At 67.9% G+C, this 14,926-nt stretch carries 16 protein-coding genes and 1 pseudogene; 7 read left to right on the top strand and 10 right to left on the bottom strand.

Going from position 1 to position 14,926, the window contains the following annotated elements:
- Nucleotides 1–20: 20 nt before the first annotated feature.
- Nucleotides 21–1,250 (bottom strand): multidrug efflux MFS transporter Tap, encoded by a 1,230-nt coding sequence (gene tap, locus AU187_RS16040; RefSeq protein ID WP_059097834.1) that lies wholly within the window; start codon nucleotides 1,248–1,250, stop codon nucleotides 21–23.
- A gap of 75 nt (nucleotides 1,251–1,325) precedes the next feature.
- Between tap and AU187_RS16045 the strand changes: the two genes are divergently transcribed.
- Nucleotides 1,326–2,150 carry a uracil-DNA glycosylase gene (locus AU187_RS16045; protein ID WP_156425478.1) on the top strand — a complete coding sequence of 275 codons (825 nt, stop codon included), beginning with the start codon at nucleotides 1,326–1,328 and terminating at the stop codon, nucleotides 2,148–2,150.
- Here AU187_RS16045 and AU187_RS16050 read toward each other — a convergent pair.
- Nucleotides 2,125–2,718 carry a TetR/AcrR family transcriptional regulator gene (locus tag AU187_RS16050; RefSeq protein WP_059097832.1) on the bottom strand — a complete coding sequence of 198 codons (594 nt, stop codon included), beginning with the start codon at nucleotides 2,716–2,718 and terminating at the stop codon, nucleotides 2,125–2,127. The two genes, AU187_RS16045 and AU187_RS16050, sit on opposite strands and share 26 nt — an antisense overlap.
- Before the next feature lie 78 nt (nucleotides 2,719–2,796).
- Between AU187_RS16050 and AU187_RS16055 the strand changes: the two genes are divergently transcribed.
- Together AU187_RS16055 and AU187_RS16060 are read left to right on the top strand one after the other, a co-directional pair.
- Complete coding sequence (locus tag AU187_RS16055) at nucleotides 2,797–4,023, top strand: FAD-dependent oxidoreductase (protein ID WP_059097831.1); 1,227 nt, start codon at nucleotides 2,797–2,799, stop codon at nucleotides 4,021–4,023.
- A gap of 7 nt (nucleotides 4,024–4,030) precedes the next feature.
- A complete protein-coding gene (locus tag AU187_RS16060; RefSeq protein WP_059097830.1) occupies nucleotides 4,031–5,068 on the top strand; it encodes an LLM class flavin-dependent oxidoreductase in 1,038 nt (345 codons plus the stop codon).
- Here AU187_RS16060 and AU187_RS16065 read toward each other — a convergent pair.
- The 3 genes from AU187_RS16065 to AU187_RS16075 are packed head-to-tail and all read right to left on the bottom strand — an operon-like array spanning nucleotide 5,065 to nucleotide 6,509.
- On the bottom strand, nucleotides 5,065–5,508 hold the full coding sequence (locus AU187_RS16065; protein ID WP_082683861.1) for a nitroreductase family deazaflavin-dependent oxidoreductase: 444 nt from the start codon (nucleotides 5,506–5,508) through the stop codon (nucleotides 5,065–5,067). The genes AU187_RS16060 and AU187_RS16065 overlap by 4 nt on opposite strands.
- Nucleotides 5,509–5,518: 10 nt before the next feature.
- Entirely contained in the window at nucleotides 5,519–5,956 is a 438-nt protein-coding gene (locus tag AU187_RS16070; RefSeq protein WP_059097828.1) for an HIT family protein, read from the bottom strand.
- A gap of 52 nt (nucleotides 5,957–6,008) precedes the next feature.
- Entirely contained in the window at nucleotides 6,009–6,509 is a 501-nt protein-coding gene (locus AU187_RS16075) for a DNA-deoxyinosine glycosylase (protein WP_059097827.1), read from the bottom strand.
- 34 nt (nucleotides 6,510–6,543) lie between these two features.
- On the opposite strand from AU187_RS16075, the gene AU187_RS16080 reads away from it, so the two are divergent.
- The 3 genes and pseudogenes from AU187_RS16080 (at nucleotide 6,544) to AU187_RS16090 (ending at nucleotide 9,582) form a co-directional block, all read left to right on the top strand.
- Nucleotides 6,544–7,662, top strand: a complete 1,119-nt coding sequence (locus tag AU187_RS16080) for an adenylate/guanylate cyclase domain-containing protein (RefSeq protein ID WP_059097826.1) — start codon at nucleotides 6,544–6,546, stop codon at nucleotides 7,660–7,662.
- A 37-nt stretch (nucleotides 7,663–7,699) separates the two neighbouring features.
- A pseudogene (locus AU187_RS16085) lies at nucleotides 7,700–9,115 on the top strand (HNH endonuclease signature motif containing protein).
- Nucleotides 9,116–9,171: 56 nt separating this feature from the next.
- Complete coding sequence (locus tag AU187_RS16090) at nucleotides 9,172–9,582, top strand: hypothetical protein (protein ID WP_059097825.1); 411 nt, start codon at nucleotides 9,172–9,174, stop codon at nucleotides 9,580–9,582.
- On the opposite strand, the gene AU187_RS16095 is transcribed toward AU187_RS16090, so the two are convergent.
- From AU187_RS16095 to AU187_RS16110, 4 genes are read right to left on the bottom strand one after another with little or no spacing between them, the layout of a single operon-like run.
- Entirely contained in the window at nucleotides 9,566–11,779 is a 2,214-nt protein-coding gene (locus AU187_RS16095) for a heavy metal translocating P-type ATPase (protein ID WP_059097824.1), read from the bottom strand. The two genes, AU187_RS16090 and AU187_RS16095, sit on opposite strands and share 17 nt — an antisense overlap.
- Nucleotides 11,769–12,686, bottom strand: coding sequence for a DUF8832 domain-containing protein (locus AU187_RS16100; RefSeq protein WP_059166915.1), 918 nt, complete (start codon nucleotides 12,684–12,686; stop codon nucleotides 11,769–11,771). Before AU187_RS16100 ends, AU187_RS16095 begins: the two co-directional genes overlap by 11 nt.
- Nucleotides 12,686–12,895 (bottom strand): heavy-metal-associated domain-containing protein, encoded by a 210-nt coding sequence (locus tag AU187_RS16105; RefSeq protein ID WP_059098382.1) that lies wholly within the window; start codon nucleotides 12,893–12,895, stop codon nucleotides 12,686–12,688. Before AU187_RS16105 ends, AU187_RS16100 begins: the two co-directional genes overlap by 1 nt.
- A 37-nt stretch (nucleotides 12,896–12,932) precedes the next feature.
- Nucleotides 12,933–13,529 (bottom strand): class I SAM-dependent methyltransferase, encoded by a 597-nt coding sequence (locus tag AU187_RS16110; protein ID WP_059097822.1) that lies wholly within the window; start codon nucleotides 13,527–13,529, stop codon nucleotides 12,933–12,935.
- 74 nt (nucleotides 13,530–13,603) lie between these two features.
- Between AU187_RS16110 and dtd the strand changes: the two genes are divergently transcribed.
- A complete protein-coding gene (dtd, locus tag AU187_RS16115; RefSeq protein ID WP_059097821.1) occupies nucleotides 13,604–14,035 on the top strand; it encodes a D-aminoacyl-tRNA deacylase in 432 nt (143 codons plus the stop codon).
- A 1-nt stretch (nucleotide 14,036) separates the two neighbouring features.
- Here the strand turns inward: dtd and AU187_RS16120 are convergent, their stop codons facing one another.
- A complete protein-coding gene (locus AU187_RS16120) occupies nucleotides 14,037–14,924 on the bottom strand; it encodes an AIM24 family protein (protein ID WP_059097820.1) in 888 nt (295 codons plus the stop codon).
- Nucleotides 14,925–14,926: the final 2 nt, after the last annotated feature.

Below are 14,926 nucleotides of genomic sequence, written 5' to 3' on the forward strand. Positions count from 1 at the left end.
GCGATCGCGGCGTCGAGCGGTCACACCGTCGGCGGGCGGTCGAGTTCGCGTAACGCCGACAGGAACACCGCGACGATCCCGAGCAGCAGCATGGGCAGTGCCAGCGCCAGGAAAGTCAGGTGCAAGCCCGCGGCGTCGGCCAGTGGGCCCGCCACGATCAGGCCCAGCGGCCCAGCGGCGTAGGCCAGCGATCCCATCACCCCGACCACCCGGCCGCGAAGATGCTGGGGTGCCCGCGTCTGCATGACGTAGTTGTAGATCGGCGCGATCGGCCCGTAGACCAGCCCGACGATCGCCGACAGTACGAGGATGACCGGCAGCGGCGGCAGGAACGCGATGACCGTCATCGCCACCCCGAGCGTCAGCACGGCGGCCAGCATGGTCACCCGCCGACTCAGGTATTTCGACGACACCGCATAACCGAGCGCACCGACCAGACCGCCGACGCTCAACGCCATCAACACCCAACCGAGCTGCGCCGGTTCGTTGCGGTCGGTGAAGTACTTCGGGAACAGCACGCTTTCCATCGGCATGTACAGGCCGGTGGCCGTCAGGTCGACGAACGCCAGCGTGCGCAACACCTTGTTGTTCCAGACGAATCGCAGGCCCTCGACGATGCCCGCCCACACCCCGTCGGGCAGCGAGCCGCGGTCGGGCCTGCCGGTGCCCTCCAGTCGCAGGACACCGATCGCGACGATCGACAACCCGAAGGACAGCGCGGTGACCCACATGGTGTTGATGCCGCCCAGCGTCGCGATCAGCAGGCCGCCGATGCCCGGACCGACGATGTAGGCCAGGTTGAACACGGCCTCGTAGACGCTGTTGGCGCGGTCCAGCGTCCACCCCGCGCGGGTCGCCGCCTCGGGCAGCATCGTCTCGCGCGCGGTCATCCCCGCCGGGTCGAAGAAGGCGCCCAGCCCGGCCAGCACCGCCAGCACCGCGACGTTGACGGCTCCCACGCCGAAGGTCAGCGCCAGCACCGGGACGGCGGCCACCGACAACGCGGACAGCGCATCGGAGATCATCGAGACCAGCCGCCGGCCCAGATAGTCGACCGCGGCGCCGGCGATCAGCGTCGCGATCAGCAACGGCAGTGTGCCCGCCATCGCCACGATCGAGGCCTCCAGCGCAGAGCCGTTGCGCTGCAACACCAGCCACGGAAACGCGATCAGCGATATGCCGTTGCCTGCACCGGCCATCAGCGCGGCGAACAGGATCAACAGAAGGGGGCCGCGCCTGCTGTGCGTCATGGTTACCGCGGCAGAATCTAGCAGCGGCCGGGGCCGACCGGCATCCGAATTATGCGCGCGGGCAAAGTGGTGGGCGTGCAATTGCCTCACCCGCGCACCGGTGCGCGGTTCGCGTCGCCGGTGCCTCCCGGCTCGGGTTGGCCCGGCGATCCCGCGACGCCGCACACCGCGGTGGCGTCGACGGCCGCGCACGTGGCGTCGATGGCCGCGGCGGTGCGGTCGCTCGACGAGCTCGACGCCGCGGTGTCGGTGTGCCGGGCCTGCCCTCGCCTGGTGGAGTGGCGCGAGGAGGTCGCCGTCGTCAAGCGCAAGTCGTACGCCGACGAACCGTACTGGGGCCGTCCGGCGCCCGGGTTTGGAGCGGCCCGGCCAAGCATTCTGATCGTCGGGTTGGCGCCCGCGGCGCACGGCGCGAACCGGACAGGCAGGGTGTTCACCGGCGACCGGTCCGGCGACTTTCTGTTCGCGGCGCTGCACCGGGTGGGCCTCGCCAATCAATCGGTCTGCGTAGACGCCGGAGATGGCTTGGTGCTCAACGAAACCCGGGTGGCCGCGTCGGTGCGTTGCGCACCGCCGGGCAATGCGCCGACACCGGCCGAGCGCGCGACGTGCGCCCCGTGGCTGGACGCCGAATGGCGGCTGACGGCGCCGTACGTGCGGGTGGTGGTGGCGCTCGGCGGGTTCGCGTGGCGCGCGGCGCTGCAGATGCTGCGCACCGGCGGAGTGACGGTGCCGACACCCGCGCCGAAGTTCGGCCACGGTGCCGCCGCCGAGCTCGGCGACGTCACGCTGATCGGCTGCTATCACCCCAGCCAGCAGAACACGTTCACGGGAAAGCTGACGCCGCAGATGTTCGACGAGGTGTTCCGGCAGGCTAAGGCGCGAGCGTCCGTCGGATAGTCGCGAACTGCGCGTCGGCCAGCTCCTGTAGCGCCGAGACGGGAAAGTCGTCGTAATGGGCTAGCGTCCATTCGTCGAACACCTGCAGGATCCGGAAGATCAACTCCGCCTGCAACGGCTCGGGAAGGTCGGTGCGGACCGCGCCGCACCGACGACCGACGCGCAACACCTCCTGCACCCAGTCCCGCACGGCGTCGAGCGCTCCGCTGACCGCGGACCTGGCGGGGTCGGGCGCCTGCAGGTAGAACATCCGCCCCAGCAGCAGGAACTTCTGCTGCCGCTGCGAGAACAGCACGAGGTCGGTGAAGAACCGTTCGAGTCGTGGCCAGAATTGCTCACCGGCGAAATCTTCAGGCGCGACGACCGGTATATCCGCCGCCACATCCGTGATCAATTCCCGCACGACGAATTCATAGAGTTCGGCCTTCGAGGACAGCACATAATAGAACGAGCTCTTACTCATCCCGCACCGCTCGATGATGCGGTTGAGCGACGCCTGTTCATAACCGGCAGAACCGAATTCAGCGGCGGCCACCTCTACGAGCCGTTGCCGTCGCGCTGCCGGCATACGTCCGATCCGTCCCGAGGTCACGGTTCAGGATAACAAAGTGGACCGGCCGGTCCACACAATGGTACGGTGAAAAATATGTTGAGTCCGACGAGCCTTGAAAAGCAATACGAACAGGCGGCCACCGACGAGCTGCGGGTGCTGGTGGTGGGCGCCGGCATCGCCGGGGTCACGGCCGCGCAACTGCTGCGCCGCGACGGCCGCCACCCGGTGTTGATCGAGCGCGCCGAGAGTTCGTCGGCCCAGGGCTACATGCTGGCGTTGATGCCGATGGTGGACGCCGCGCTCGACGATCTCGGCGTGCACGAGGCGTACCGGGCGGCCAGCACCCCGCTCGGGCGGTACGCCGTCCACGGGCACAGCGGTCGCAAGCTGCGTGAGGACTCGATGTCGGCGATCCTGGCACGCTTCGGCGACTACCGCGGCATCGGGCGTGGCGAGCTGATCGACGCGCTCTCCGGCGAGGGCGGCGCGGCCACGTTCGGTTCGACGGTCACCGACCTCATCGAACGCCCCGATGAGGTTGAGGTGACGGTGTCGACGCCCGACGGCTCGCACCGGTTGACCTTCGATCTCGTGGTCATCGCCGACGGAATACATTCGGACACCCGTCAATTCGTGCTGGGCAAGCGGTCGGTTCAGGTGGTCGACACCAAATGGGGCGGCTGGGTGGTGTGGGCCCCCGAGGACGCTGACTCCGATCTCGGTGAAGAATGGTGGGGCGCTGGCTATTTCGCCGGTCTGTATCCCGTCAAGGGCGAAGTCGGCGTGTTCTTCGGAGGCCCACGCGCCGACACCGCCGCCGGCCCGGAATCGTTCGTCGCAAAGACCCGCCGCCAACTCAAGGATGTCAGCCCACGGCTGGACCGGGCATTGACGGCGGTGCTCGACGATCCCGACCCCTATTACTGGTCGCTCACCGACTGCCGCGCACCCGAGTGGACCACCGGGCGCACAGTGCTGCTCGGCGACGCGGCCGCCGGGTTCCTGCCGACCGCCGGCATCGGCGCGGGGATGGCGATGGAGTCGGCCTGGGTGCTCGCCGGGATTCTGCGCCAATCGGGCGGTTCCGCGCTTGCCGATCTCTTGCGCGCATACGAACGCCTGCAGCGGCCGCGGGTCGAGGCCGCACAAAACAACTCACGTCAACTCGCGAACCTGATGTTCCACCGCAGCCGAACCCTGACGGTGATCCGTGAGCTGGCGATGCGCTTCGTCAGCGTCGAACGCGCGCTCGGGCCCATCAAGAAGTTGTTACAGGAGCAACCCGATCCGCGGGAAGCCATCCGCGTAGGGCAGTGTTGACACAGTAATGCGCTTATCAGTTCTCGATCTCGTGCCGGTGCGCACCGACCAGTCGACCTCGGACGCGCTGGCGGCGTCGACCCGGCTGGCGCAGACCGCCGACCGCCTCGGTTACACGCGCTACTGGGTAGCCGAGCACCACAACATGCCCGCGGTGGCGGCGACCAGCCCACCGGTGCTCATCGCGCACCTGGCCGCGCACACCGAGCAGCTGCGGCTCGGCTCCGGCGGGGTGATGCTGCCCAACCACGCACCGTTGGCCGTGGCCGAGCAGTTCGCGCTGCTGGAGGCCGCCCACCCCGGGCGTATCGACCTGGGCATCGGCCGCGCACCCGGATCCGACCCGGTGACGTCGATGGCGCTGCGGGGCGCTGCCGGCCGCGACGATCGTGACATCGAGGCCTTTCCCGACTACCTCGACGACGTCGTCGCGCTGATGGGCGCCCGCGGCGTGCGGGTGCCGATCCCGAACCAGCGCTACATCCTCAAGGCCACGCCCGCGGCGGTGAGCGAACCGAAACTGTGGCTCCTGGGTTCGTCGATGTACTCGGCGCACCTGGCCGCCGCCAAGGGCCTGCCGTACGTGTTCGCCCATCATTTCTCGGGCAAGGGCACCGCGGAGGCGCTGGCCGCGTACCGCTCCGAGTTCCGGCCCAGCGAGCTGGCCTCCGAACCCCTCACATTCCTCACCGTCAACGCGGTCGTTGCCGAAACACGCCGAGAAGCAACGGCTTTGGCGTTGCCGAACCTCCAGATGATGGCGCGGCTGCGAACTGGCCAGCCGTTGGGCCCGCTGGATCTCGTCGAGGACGCGGAGCGGCAGGAACTCGCGCCGCAGGCACAGCGAATCGCCGAAGCGGCGTTCGGGCGCGCCGTCGTCGGCGATCCGTCAGAAGCCGCCGATCAGATGCGCGCGCTGGCCGACGAGTTCGGAGTCGACGAGGTCATGGTCAACCCGGTGGCCTCGGCACGCCACGGCACCGATCCGGCGACCGCGCCGGCGCGCGAGAAGACGTTGGAATTGTTGGCCAAGGAGCTGTTCTAAGGCGTCAGCTTGACCACCGGGATCGGCCGCGTGGTGCGCTTCTGATACTGGTTGTAGCGGTCCTTGTTGGCCTTCATGTCGTTGACGATCTCCCACAGCCGCGCAAAGTCGGGATCGTCGCGGGTGACCGGCGTGGCCGTCACCTTGATGCGCTGGGGTCCGACGTTGATCTCGACGTTCGGGTTGGCCTTGAGGTTGTGGTACCAACCCGGTGCCTTGGGTTCGCCGCCTTTGGATGCGACGACGAGGTAGTCGTCGCCGTCGCGGGCATAGGCGAGCGAATTGGCCCGCTGCAGACCGGTTTTCGCGCCGACCGTGTGCAGGATCAGCATCGGCGGAGCACCCGGAATCGTGTGCCCGATCCGGCCGTTGGTGCCCTTGTAGAGCTTGTCGTGCAGTAACAGCATCGGATATCCGACGTACTTCTCCCACCAGGGCATGCTCATGACGTCAGTCTTGCGCAGCGGAGTCCAGTTGCGCCAGGGCCTCACGCAGCAGGCGGCCGGATTCCTCCCGGTCGGGGTCGCGGCGCAGCAGCATGTTCTTGGCGAACGACAGCTTGTCGCCGCTCTGCCGGGGCAACACGTGCAGATGGATGTGGAACACCGATTGAAATGCGGACTTGCCGTCGTTGATCACCACATTGTTGCCGTCGGCGTGCAGTCCGGACCTGCGCGCGGCCCGGGCGATGCGCTGACCGATCCGCGCCATCGCCGCGACGGTCTCCGGCGGCGTGTCGGTCAGGTCGACGGTGTGCCGTTTGGGGATGACCAGCGTGTGGCCGCGGGTGAAGGGGCGGATGTCGAGGATCGCGAGATAGTCGTCGTCCTCGTAGATGCGGATGGCCGGCGCCTCGCCGGCAACGATGGCGCAGAACACACAGGACATCCCGCCACGGTAGCGGCCGAACCGGGGCGCTCACCGTCCGCCTGGTCCTTCGCTAGCGGCGTGCGGTGATGGCTTCGCGCCAGATTGCGAGTTTGTCCACATATCGCATGGTCTGCGCCGGGCTGGTCGACGGCAGTCGCCGGTAGGGCAGTTCGGGTGCGGCGGAAACGAGTCGGGTGAAATTCTTCTGCGCCGCGGCGCCGTTGAACAGCACGCGAGTGATGCCCGGATGCTCGGCGAAGAACTGCTGAAAGTTGTTCGGCACCATGCTGTCCGGCTTGACCGCGGAATCCAGGCTGCCTTCGCGCCGGCAGGACCGCAGCACGTCCCAGACAGCGATCTGGTGAGCCGTCAACACGGCACACCGCTGCTCATAGGCTGCGTCCGCGGTGAACCCGAGAACCTCACCGACGATGCGCCAGAAGGCATTGCGTGGATTTCCGTAATACTGCTGAGCGGCCAGCGACATCACGCTGGGCATGTTGCCCAGGATCAACGTGCGCGCCCCTTCGGCGACGATCGGCGGCAACCCGTGCAGCACCGGCGAACCCATGCTGCGATGATCGCACGCGGTATACGTTGAGCCGGTGGCCGATGACTTCGACGTCGACGCGTCCGGGTTGCTGGACGGACTCGAAGGTGCGGCGCGCGCCGAACGCGCCGAGCTGATTCCGTGGCTGCTGGGCAGGGGCATCTCCGTCGAGGAGATCCGAAACGCCTACCTGCCAATGTTGCTCGGTGCGCGTCAAGTGCTCGGTGACGACGGTGTGTATGTCTCCGCGAGAGAAACCAGTGAGAAGACCGGCATCGATCTCGACCTGTTGCAGCGCATCCAACACGCGATGGGCTTGCCCACCGTCGACGATCCCGACGCGGCCGTCCACCTGCGCGCCGACGCCGAGGCCGCAGCCTTCGCGCAGCGGTTCATCGAGATCGGGATCCTGCCTGACCAGATCGTTCAGATAACCCGGGTGCTCGCCGACGGGTTGGCCAAGGCGGCCGAGGTGATGCGCTACGCGGGGCTGGCTTCCGTGCTCGACCCGAGCGCGTCCGAACTCGTCATCGCCAAGAACGCCGAAGCCCTCATCCGCATGGCTGATCCGTTACTCGGACCGATGATCCAGGATTTGTTGCGGTTGCAGTTGCGCCATCTCATGGAGACCGAGGCGATCACGGCCTCCGAGCGGGCGAAGGGTCAACGGCTGCCCGGTGCCCGGCTCGTGACGATCGCGTTCGCCGATCTCGTCGGCTTCACCCGGCTCGGGGAGGCCGTTCCCCCCGAAGACCTCGAACGGCTCGCCCACCGGCTCTTCGATCTCGCGCACGAGGTGTCTGCGCCGCCGGTGCGGTTCGTCAAGACGATCGGCGACGAGGTGATGCTCGTCAGCACGGAACCGGTTCCGTTGTTGGACGGCGTGCTAACGCTGCTCGAGCGGACCGATGACGACGAGGATTTTCCCCGCCTCCGCGTTGGTGTGGCGACGGGTAAGGCGGTGAGCCGGGCGGGCGACTGGTTCGGCAGCTCGGTCAATCTCGCCAGCCGTATCACCGGTGCCGCGCGGCCGGGTTCGGTCCTCGTTTCCGAATCGACCCGCGACGCCATCTCTGACGACGAGCGGTTCGCGTGCTCATTCGCCGGAGCGCGGCACCTCAAGGGTTTCAAGTCCGACGTGAAGCTGTTCCGAGTGCGCAAGACGGACGACTGACAAATCTTGTCGGGTGACTCGAACTATTGTTCGAAATATGGTCCAAGAGGGCTTTGCACAACAGGATGTTCGCGCGGTTTACGACGAGCTCGAGTCGGCGCTGCAGAAAGCAGCCGACGTGTCGCTGGACGCCTTGAGACCTGCTGAGTTGGTCGCCTTGCTCGCGAGACGGGAGCGATTGTTCAGCGCGTTGCCCGTTGTCGATCACGCGGTCATTGCCCGGTTGGTGGCAGACGACGACCCGAAGGCGTTGGGGGCGTCGTCATGGCCGGAGGCGTTGGCCACGACTTTGCGGATTTCGCGCGCGGAGGCCAAGCGGCGGATCGGTGCGGCGGCGGTGTTGGGTCCCCGGCGGGCGTTGACCGGTGAGCCGTTGGCCCCGGTCCTGGAGACCACGGCTGCCGCGCAGGCTCGCGGTGAGGTGGGCGCGGAACATGTGCGCATCATCGAGGAATTCTTCATTCACCTGTCCGCGCATGTGAACTATCAGGCCCGTGAACTGGCGGAGGCCGACCTGGTCCGCGCCGGATGCGGTTTGCGGCCCGAGGAGTTGCGCAAAGTCGCCGACCGGCTGATCCAGCTGCTCGACGAGGACGGCGTTCCGCCCGATGAGGCCGAGCGCGAGCGTGCCCGCAAGCGCTACCTCGAGATCGGCCCGCAGGGCCGCGACGGGATGAGCCGCCTGCGCGGATTGCTCGATCCCGAGACCCGCGCGGCGCTCGATGCCGTGTTGGCCAAGCAGGCCGCGCCGGGGATGTGCAATCCCGATGACCCCGACCCATGCGTCGATGAACCCGCGTGTGCTGAGAACCAAATCAGCGACGGGCGCTCGCAGGGGCAGCGCAATCACGATGCCCTCACCGCCATGTGCCGCGCGCTACTGGCCTCCGGGCGATTGGGTTAGCACAACGGAATGCCGTCGACCATCGTGGTGTCCACCACCCTCAGAGAACTGCGCTCGGCGGCCGGGCTCGCGGTCACCGGGGGCGGAACCTTGTTGCCGATGGCTGATGTGATCCGCATGGCCGCCAGCAGCGACCACTATCTGGTGATCTACGAAGACCACCGCGAGATCCCGATGTATGTGGGCCGGGCCAAACGCTTGGCCACCCCCGGTCAGCGCATCGTGTTGCACAACCGCGACGGCGGCTGCTCCAAACCCGGCTGTACCGCGCCGGCCTACTGGAGTCAGGTTCACCACGCCTCTACGGACTGGGCCCAGGGTGGCAACACCGACATCACTGATCTGACCCTCGCGTGCGGACCGCACAACCGGCTCGTCACCAAGGGCGGCTGGAGGACACGGGTCCGCGACGACGGACGCATCGAATGGCTACCCCCACCCGATCTCGACACCGGCCAAACGCGGGTGAACAACTACCACCGCCCCGAGAAGTACCTCGCCCCCGAAGAAACCCCCGAGCACCTCCCCAAAGACAGCGAAGGACCGTAGGGGACAACCGCTCTCATTTCGGATCCGAGGTCGTGGCAGTGATCTACCATCCAGGCATGAGCCGGGTCGTCAAAGCTGTGCTGACCGCGCTACTCGTCGCGCCCTGCGGCCTCCTGGGCCTGGCCCCAGCGCAGGCCCAACCGCCACCCCCGGCGTGCGGTTACACGCTGTCGCCGCCACAAGTCGTGAACACCGGTGGCGTGAGCAAGGTGACGGCGACGGTCTCGTTCAACGATTGTTGGGGTCCGTTCCGGCCGGCGTACAGCGTCGCCTGTGTCCACATCGCCGGACAGGATTCACAGGGGCAGTGCACGCAGGCCAGGGGGCCGGGTGCCGCGCAGGTGTACCTGGAGCCGTATCGGCCGGGCGCGGCCTATATCGCAAGCGGACGCGGCTGCGGCAAGGTCTTCGAGGATGCGCTGGAGCCGAACTGTCAGATGCTGGGGCCGATCAACGCGACGCTGTAGCGGTGAAGCGGCGCAGCCGAAGGCTGTTGCTGACAACGAACACCGAACTGAACGCCATCGCCGCGCCGGCGATCATCGGGTTCAGTAGACCCGCCGCCGCCAGGGGAAGCGCTGCGACGTTGTAGGCGAAGGCCCAGAACAGGTTTCCCTTGATCGTCGCCAAGGTCCTGCGGGACAGGCGAATCGCGTCGGGGACCGCATTCAGGTCGTCGCGTACCACCGTCAGGTCGCTGGCCTCGATCGCGACGTCGGTGCCGCTGCCCATTGCAAGCCCGAGGTCGGCTTGCGCGAGCGCCGCCGCGTCGTTGACGCCGTCGCCCACCATCGCCACCACCTTGCCATCGGACTGCAGGCGCTTGACGACCTCGACCTTGTCGTGCGGCAGCACTTCGGCGACGACGTCGCCGATACCCACGTGTCCGGCGATGGTGTGCGCTGCCGCCTCGTTGTCGCCGGTCACCATGATCGGCGTCAAACCCAGCGCGCGGAGCCGGGAGATCGCCTCGGCCGACGTCGGTTTGACCGTATCGGCGACCACCAGCACGCCACGGATCGTGTCGTCCCAGCCGACGACGACGGCGGTGCGGCCCTGCGACTCCGCTTGTCGGACCGCCGCTTTCAAGGAGTCGGAGAACACGTGCGACGTCAGCATCTGCTGCCGACCGACTGTGACGTCGCGGCCCTCGACGAGCCCGCTCACGCCCAGACCGCGCCGGTTGGCGAAGTGCTCGACCGAGGGCAGGTCACCGACCTTCTCCCGCGCGCCCTTCACGATCGCCCTGGCGATCGGATGCTCCGAGCCGTTCTCGACCGCGCCTGCCATCCGCAGCACCTCGTCGGGCTGTTCGTCTTCGGCGGTCACGACATCGATCAAGGTCATTTTGCCGGTGGTGATCGTTCCGGTCTTGTCCAACACGATCGTGTCGATGCGCCGCGTCGACTCCAGCACCTCCGGCCCCTTGATCAGGATGCCCAGTTGCGCGCCGCGGCCGGTGCCGACCATCAGCGCGGTCGGCGTGGCCAATCCCAGCGCGCACGGGCACGCGATGATCAGCACCGCGACCGCCGCGGTGAACGCTGCCGCCACCGATCCGCCTGTGCCCAGCCAGAAGCCGAGAGTCGCCGCCGACAAGGCGATCACGATCGGCACGAACACACCCGAGATCCGGTCGGCCAGCCGCTGCGCCTGCGCCTTGCCGTTCTGGGCGTCCTCGACGAGGCGCGCCATCTGAGCGAGCTGGGTGTCAGCGCCGATCCGCCGCGCCCGCACCACGAGCCGGCCGTCGACGTTGACCGTTGCGCCGACGACCTCATCGCCGGGGCCGACGTCCACCGGCACCGACTCGCCGGTGAGCATGGACGCGTCGACCGCCGAGGCGCCCTCGACCACCACGCCGTCGGTGGCGATCTTCTCGCCTGGCCGGACGATGAACTCGTCGTCAACGGCCAGCTGGCCGAGCGGAATCCGTTGTTCCTCAGCGCCTCTGCGCACCACGACGTCCTTGGCGCCCAGTTCCAGCAGCGCGCGTAGTGCCGCGCCGGCCCGCCGCTTCGAGCGCGCTTCGAAGTACCGTCCGGCGAGGATGAAAGTGGTCACCCCGGCCGCGACCTCGAAGTAGACGCTGCCGGCGCCGTCGGCGCGCGAGAGGGTCAGCGAGAACGGATGCGTCATCCCCGGTATGCCCGCCGTGCCCCAGAACAGCGCATAGACCGACCAGCCCAGGGCCGCAACGGTTCCCATCGAGATCAGCGTGTCCATGGTGGCGCCGCCGTGCCGCAGGTTTGTCCACGCCGCGCGGTGGAACGGCCACGCGCCCCACACCACCACTGGCGCCGCCAGTGTCAGCGACAGCCACTGCCAGTTGGTGAACTGCAGCGCGGGGATCATCGCCATCGCGATCACCGGAACCGTCAGCGCCAGCGAGACGAGCAGACGGTGCCGCAGGGCGGCGGTCGGGTCGTCATCGTCGGCGGCCTCCTGCACATCCGGCAGATGCGCCTGGTAGCCCGCCTCTTCGACGGTGGCGACCAGTGCCTCGGGCGTCACGTCCTCGCCGTACTCGACGCGTGCCTTCTCGGTCGCGAAGTTGACGGTCGCCATCACACCGTCGATCTTGTTGAGCTTCTTCTCGATTCGGTTCGCACAAGACGCACACGTCATGCCGTCGATCGACAGTTCGATCGTGTCAGTGGCCATGGCCGTCTCCGCCGTGCTCCTGGGTGGGGGAGTGCTGTTGTCCGGACGGGTCGACCAACACCGTGAACTCGGCCGTGCGGACCTTGTCGCCGTGCCTGAAGTCCAAGAACAGCCGGTACTCGCCCGCACTGGGGAACGTGGTGTGGAAGTCGACGGTCGGGCCTGCGGGCGTGACCCCGTCGCCGGGTTCCCCGATCGGATGCACGTGCAGGTATGCGAGGTCCGCCGCCCGCAACGCCACAAGATGACCGTAGGCCCCCAGGTACGGCTGCAGATCGTCGACCGGGGTGCCGTTACGGTTGACCGTCAGCGTAAGAGTCGACCCCTCACCGGCTTTCGGCGAGCCGCGCAGCGTCACCGTGTAGTCGTCGACCGTCGACGACGCGTCGACCGCGGGCAACGGCCGCGGCTGGTACGGGCCGGCCACGTGCACGTTGGCGCTCAGGGTGAGCGCGGGCCCGCCGGCGGGCACGAAGTCGGCGAACACCCGGTAGTCACCCGCGCGGCTGAAATCGACCGGGACATTCCACGTTCCACGGTCGTCGAGCACGGGATGCAGATGCTGAAACCCGGTCAAGTCGTTGCGAACCACGATCAGATGCACCAGCTTTTCGTGGGACTCCTCGAAGTGCAATACGGGCGCACCGGCGTCGTCGAGGATGCGGAACCGCAGCGGCGAATTCGGCTCCGCCGAGGGAATCGACTGAGCCAGCGCGAGGGTGTAGCCGCCCCGGCTCGCCTGCAATCCGCCCGGCTGTTGCGCAGCAGTGCGGGCGTCGTGACCGGTGGGATGGGCGGGCACCGTGATATCTCCCTGCGGTCCGAACGCTTTGCCCACCCACACCGCGACCGCGAACACCACCGCGAGTGCGGTGAGGAAGGCGGCGATCCGTGGCCCGGTCTTCATCAGCTCGCCAGCCGGTAGCCGGCTTCTTCCACGGCGCTTCTGATCTCGGCCGGTTCGACGGGCCCGACGCTGTCGATGGTCACCGCACCGCTGGCGATGTTCACGTCGACGCCGGTCACACCCGTGATCTCGCTGATCTCCTCACGCACGGATGTCGCGCAATGCCCGCAGGTCATGCCGGTGACGGTGACTGTCGTCGTAGTGGTCATGACCCCGAGCATACCTATACCCCCGTGGGGTATGCAATCAGGTCTTGCGCGCGGCCCCCACGAACAGCATGCCGCCCAGTCTGCGCTCGACGGTGCCGGTGCCGTGCAGGCCGTGTCGTGCGAGTTCGGCGGCGAATTCGTCGCCGTCGAACCGGTTCTCGAGGGGATGCACGGTGAAGGTCCGGAACGTCCACGACTCGAGCATGCGCCGCGGCACCTCCTCGAACAGCAGCAAGCCGCCGGGGCGCAGCACACGGGCGATCTCGCCGATGGCGTCCTGCCAGTTGGGTACGTGGTGGATGATGCCGAAGTCGACGACGGTGTCGACGGATCCGGTCGGCTGCTCGATCGTGCAGACGTCGCCGACGGTCAGCGACACGGGCCGCCCGTGCAGCCGCCTGCGGGCCAACTCGACCATCGTGTCGTCGAGGTCGAAGGCCGTCACCTTCTGGGCGCCGAGCCGGTCGAGGATCACCTCGGCGCCGACGCCGCGGCCGCAGCCGACTTCGAGAACGTGCTGACCCGCCAGGTCGCCGCCCGCCAGCCGCCGAAACCATGCCGCCTCGCGGGTGTGCTGGTGCGCGGCCCGCACGGGGTTGTTCATCACCGCGCGCTCGATGCTGTTCAGCTTCATGCGGGCAAACTGTACCCCCGTAGGGTATGCCCTACCAGGTCTACGTGCCGGCGAGCGTGGCAGCATCGGCAGCCATGCGGGTTCTCGTTCAGCGGGTCACCTCTGCCGCGGTCACGGTGGACGGCGACGTCGTCGGCGCCATCCGGCCGGAGGGTCAGGGTCTGCTCGCGCTCGTCGGCGTCACACACGACGACGACGCCGCCAAGGCTCGGCGGATGGCCGAAAAGCTCTGGCAATTGCGGATTCTCGATGACGAGAAGTCGGCGAGCGACGTCGGTGCGCCGATCCTCGTGGTCAGCCAGTTCACGCTCTACGCCAACACCGCGAAGGGCCGGCGCCCGGCGTGGAACGCGGCGGCGTCCCGTGCCGTGGCCGAACCGCTCGTCACGTCCCTCGCCGACGCGCTGCGCGGACTCGGTGCCGATGTCGAGACCGGCGTGTTCGGTGCACACATGACCGTCGAGCTCGTCAACGACGGCCCGGTGACCGTGTTGCTCGAACTCTGACCTACTGCGTCGCGACCGGCGGAGCGCCCTCCGAGGGCTGAACGATGACGAAGCCCTGGCCGTGGAAGGACACCTGAACCGCCTCGCCGGAGCCTCGTCCGATCAGCGCGCCCGCCTTGAAGCTCGTCTTGAGCTGCGTCTGCAGATTCGCCGACCATGCCACCACCGCGTTCGTGTCGGCGAAGGTCGGCGCCTCGGCGGCGTTGAGCACGACCGGTGGACCGTCGGTGGTCAGCGCCACCCAACCGGTTCCGCGCAGCGTGGTGTTGAACAGCCCGCCCGTGGCGATGCTGCCGCCCTTCACCCGTTCGATGTTCCAGTCCAGGCTCGACGAGAACGCCAGCACGTTCTTGCCGCTGATCGACAGGCCGGAATTCGCCAGGTTCAGCAGGTGCACGTCGTAGGCCCGCTCGGCGAGAAACACGTCGCCCTGTCCCTGACAACGCATGAGCGGCAAGCCTTCTCCGGTCAGCGCCTTCTTCAGGAACTTCGACGCGCCGCCGCCCTCGAACGCAAAGTCCACGTTGCCCTGATACGCGACCATCGCTCCCTGCCGCGCCATGAACGGCTCGCCGAGGCGCACCCGCAGCAGTTTGGTGTTCTGGTTCGCGATGGGCTTGGCTTCCTTCTCGCTGAACCTGCCGTCGACGAGATCGCCGGTGATGCCCGCGAAACCGTCCCCTCCGGGCTGGCCGACCGTGCTCGCCTGGGGTGGTGGCGGCCCCTGCGGACGGCCTTGCGCGGCGGCCGGCGGCGGGCCCCCCAGCGGTGCCCGACCGACCTGGCCCTGATGCGACACCTGATCGGTCCAGCGCTGGCCGTCCCACCAGCGGTACTCGTAGCGGCCCTCGGGATCCGGGCGCCAGCTTCCATTGTTAGGTGCGGTCATGG

Origin of the sequence: Mycobacterium sp. IS-1556 (assembly GCF_001499985.1) — a bacterium.
Classification (GTDB): Bacteria; Actinomycetota; Actinomycetes; order Mycobacteriales; family Mycobacteriaceae; genus Mycobacterium.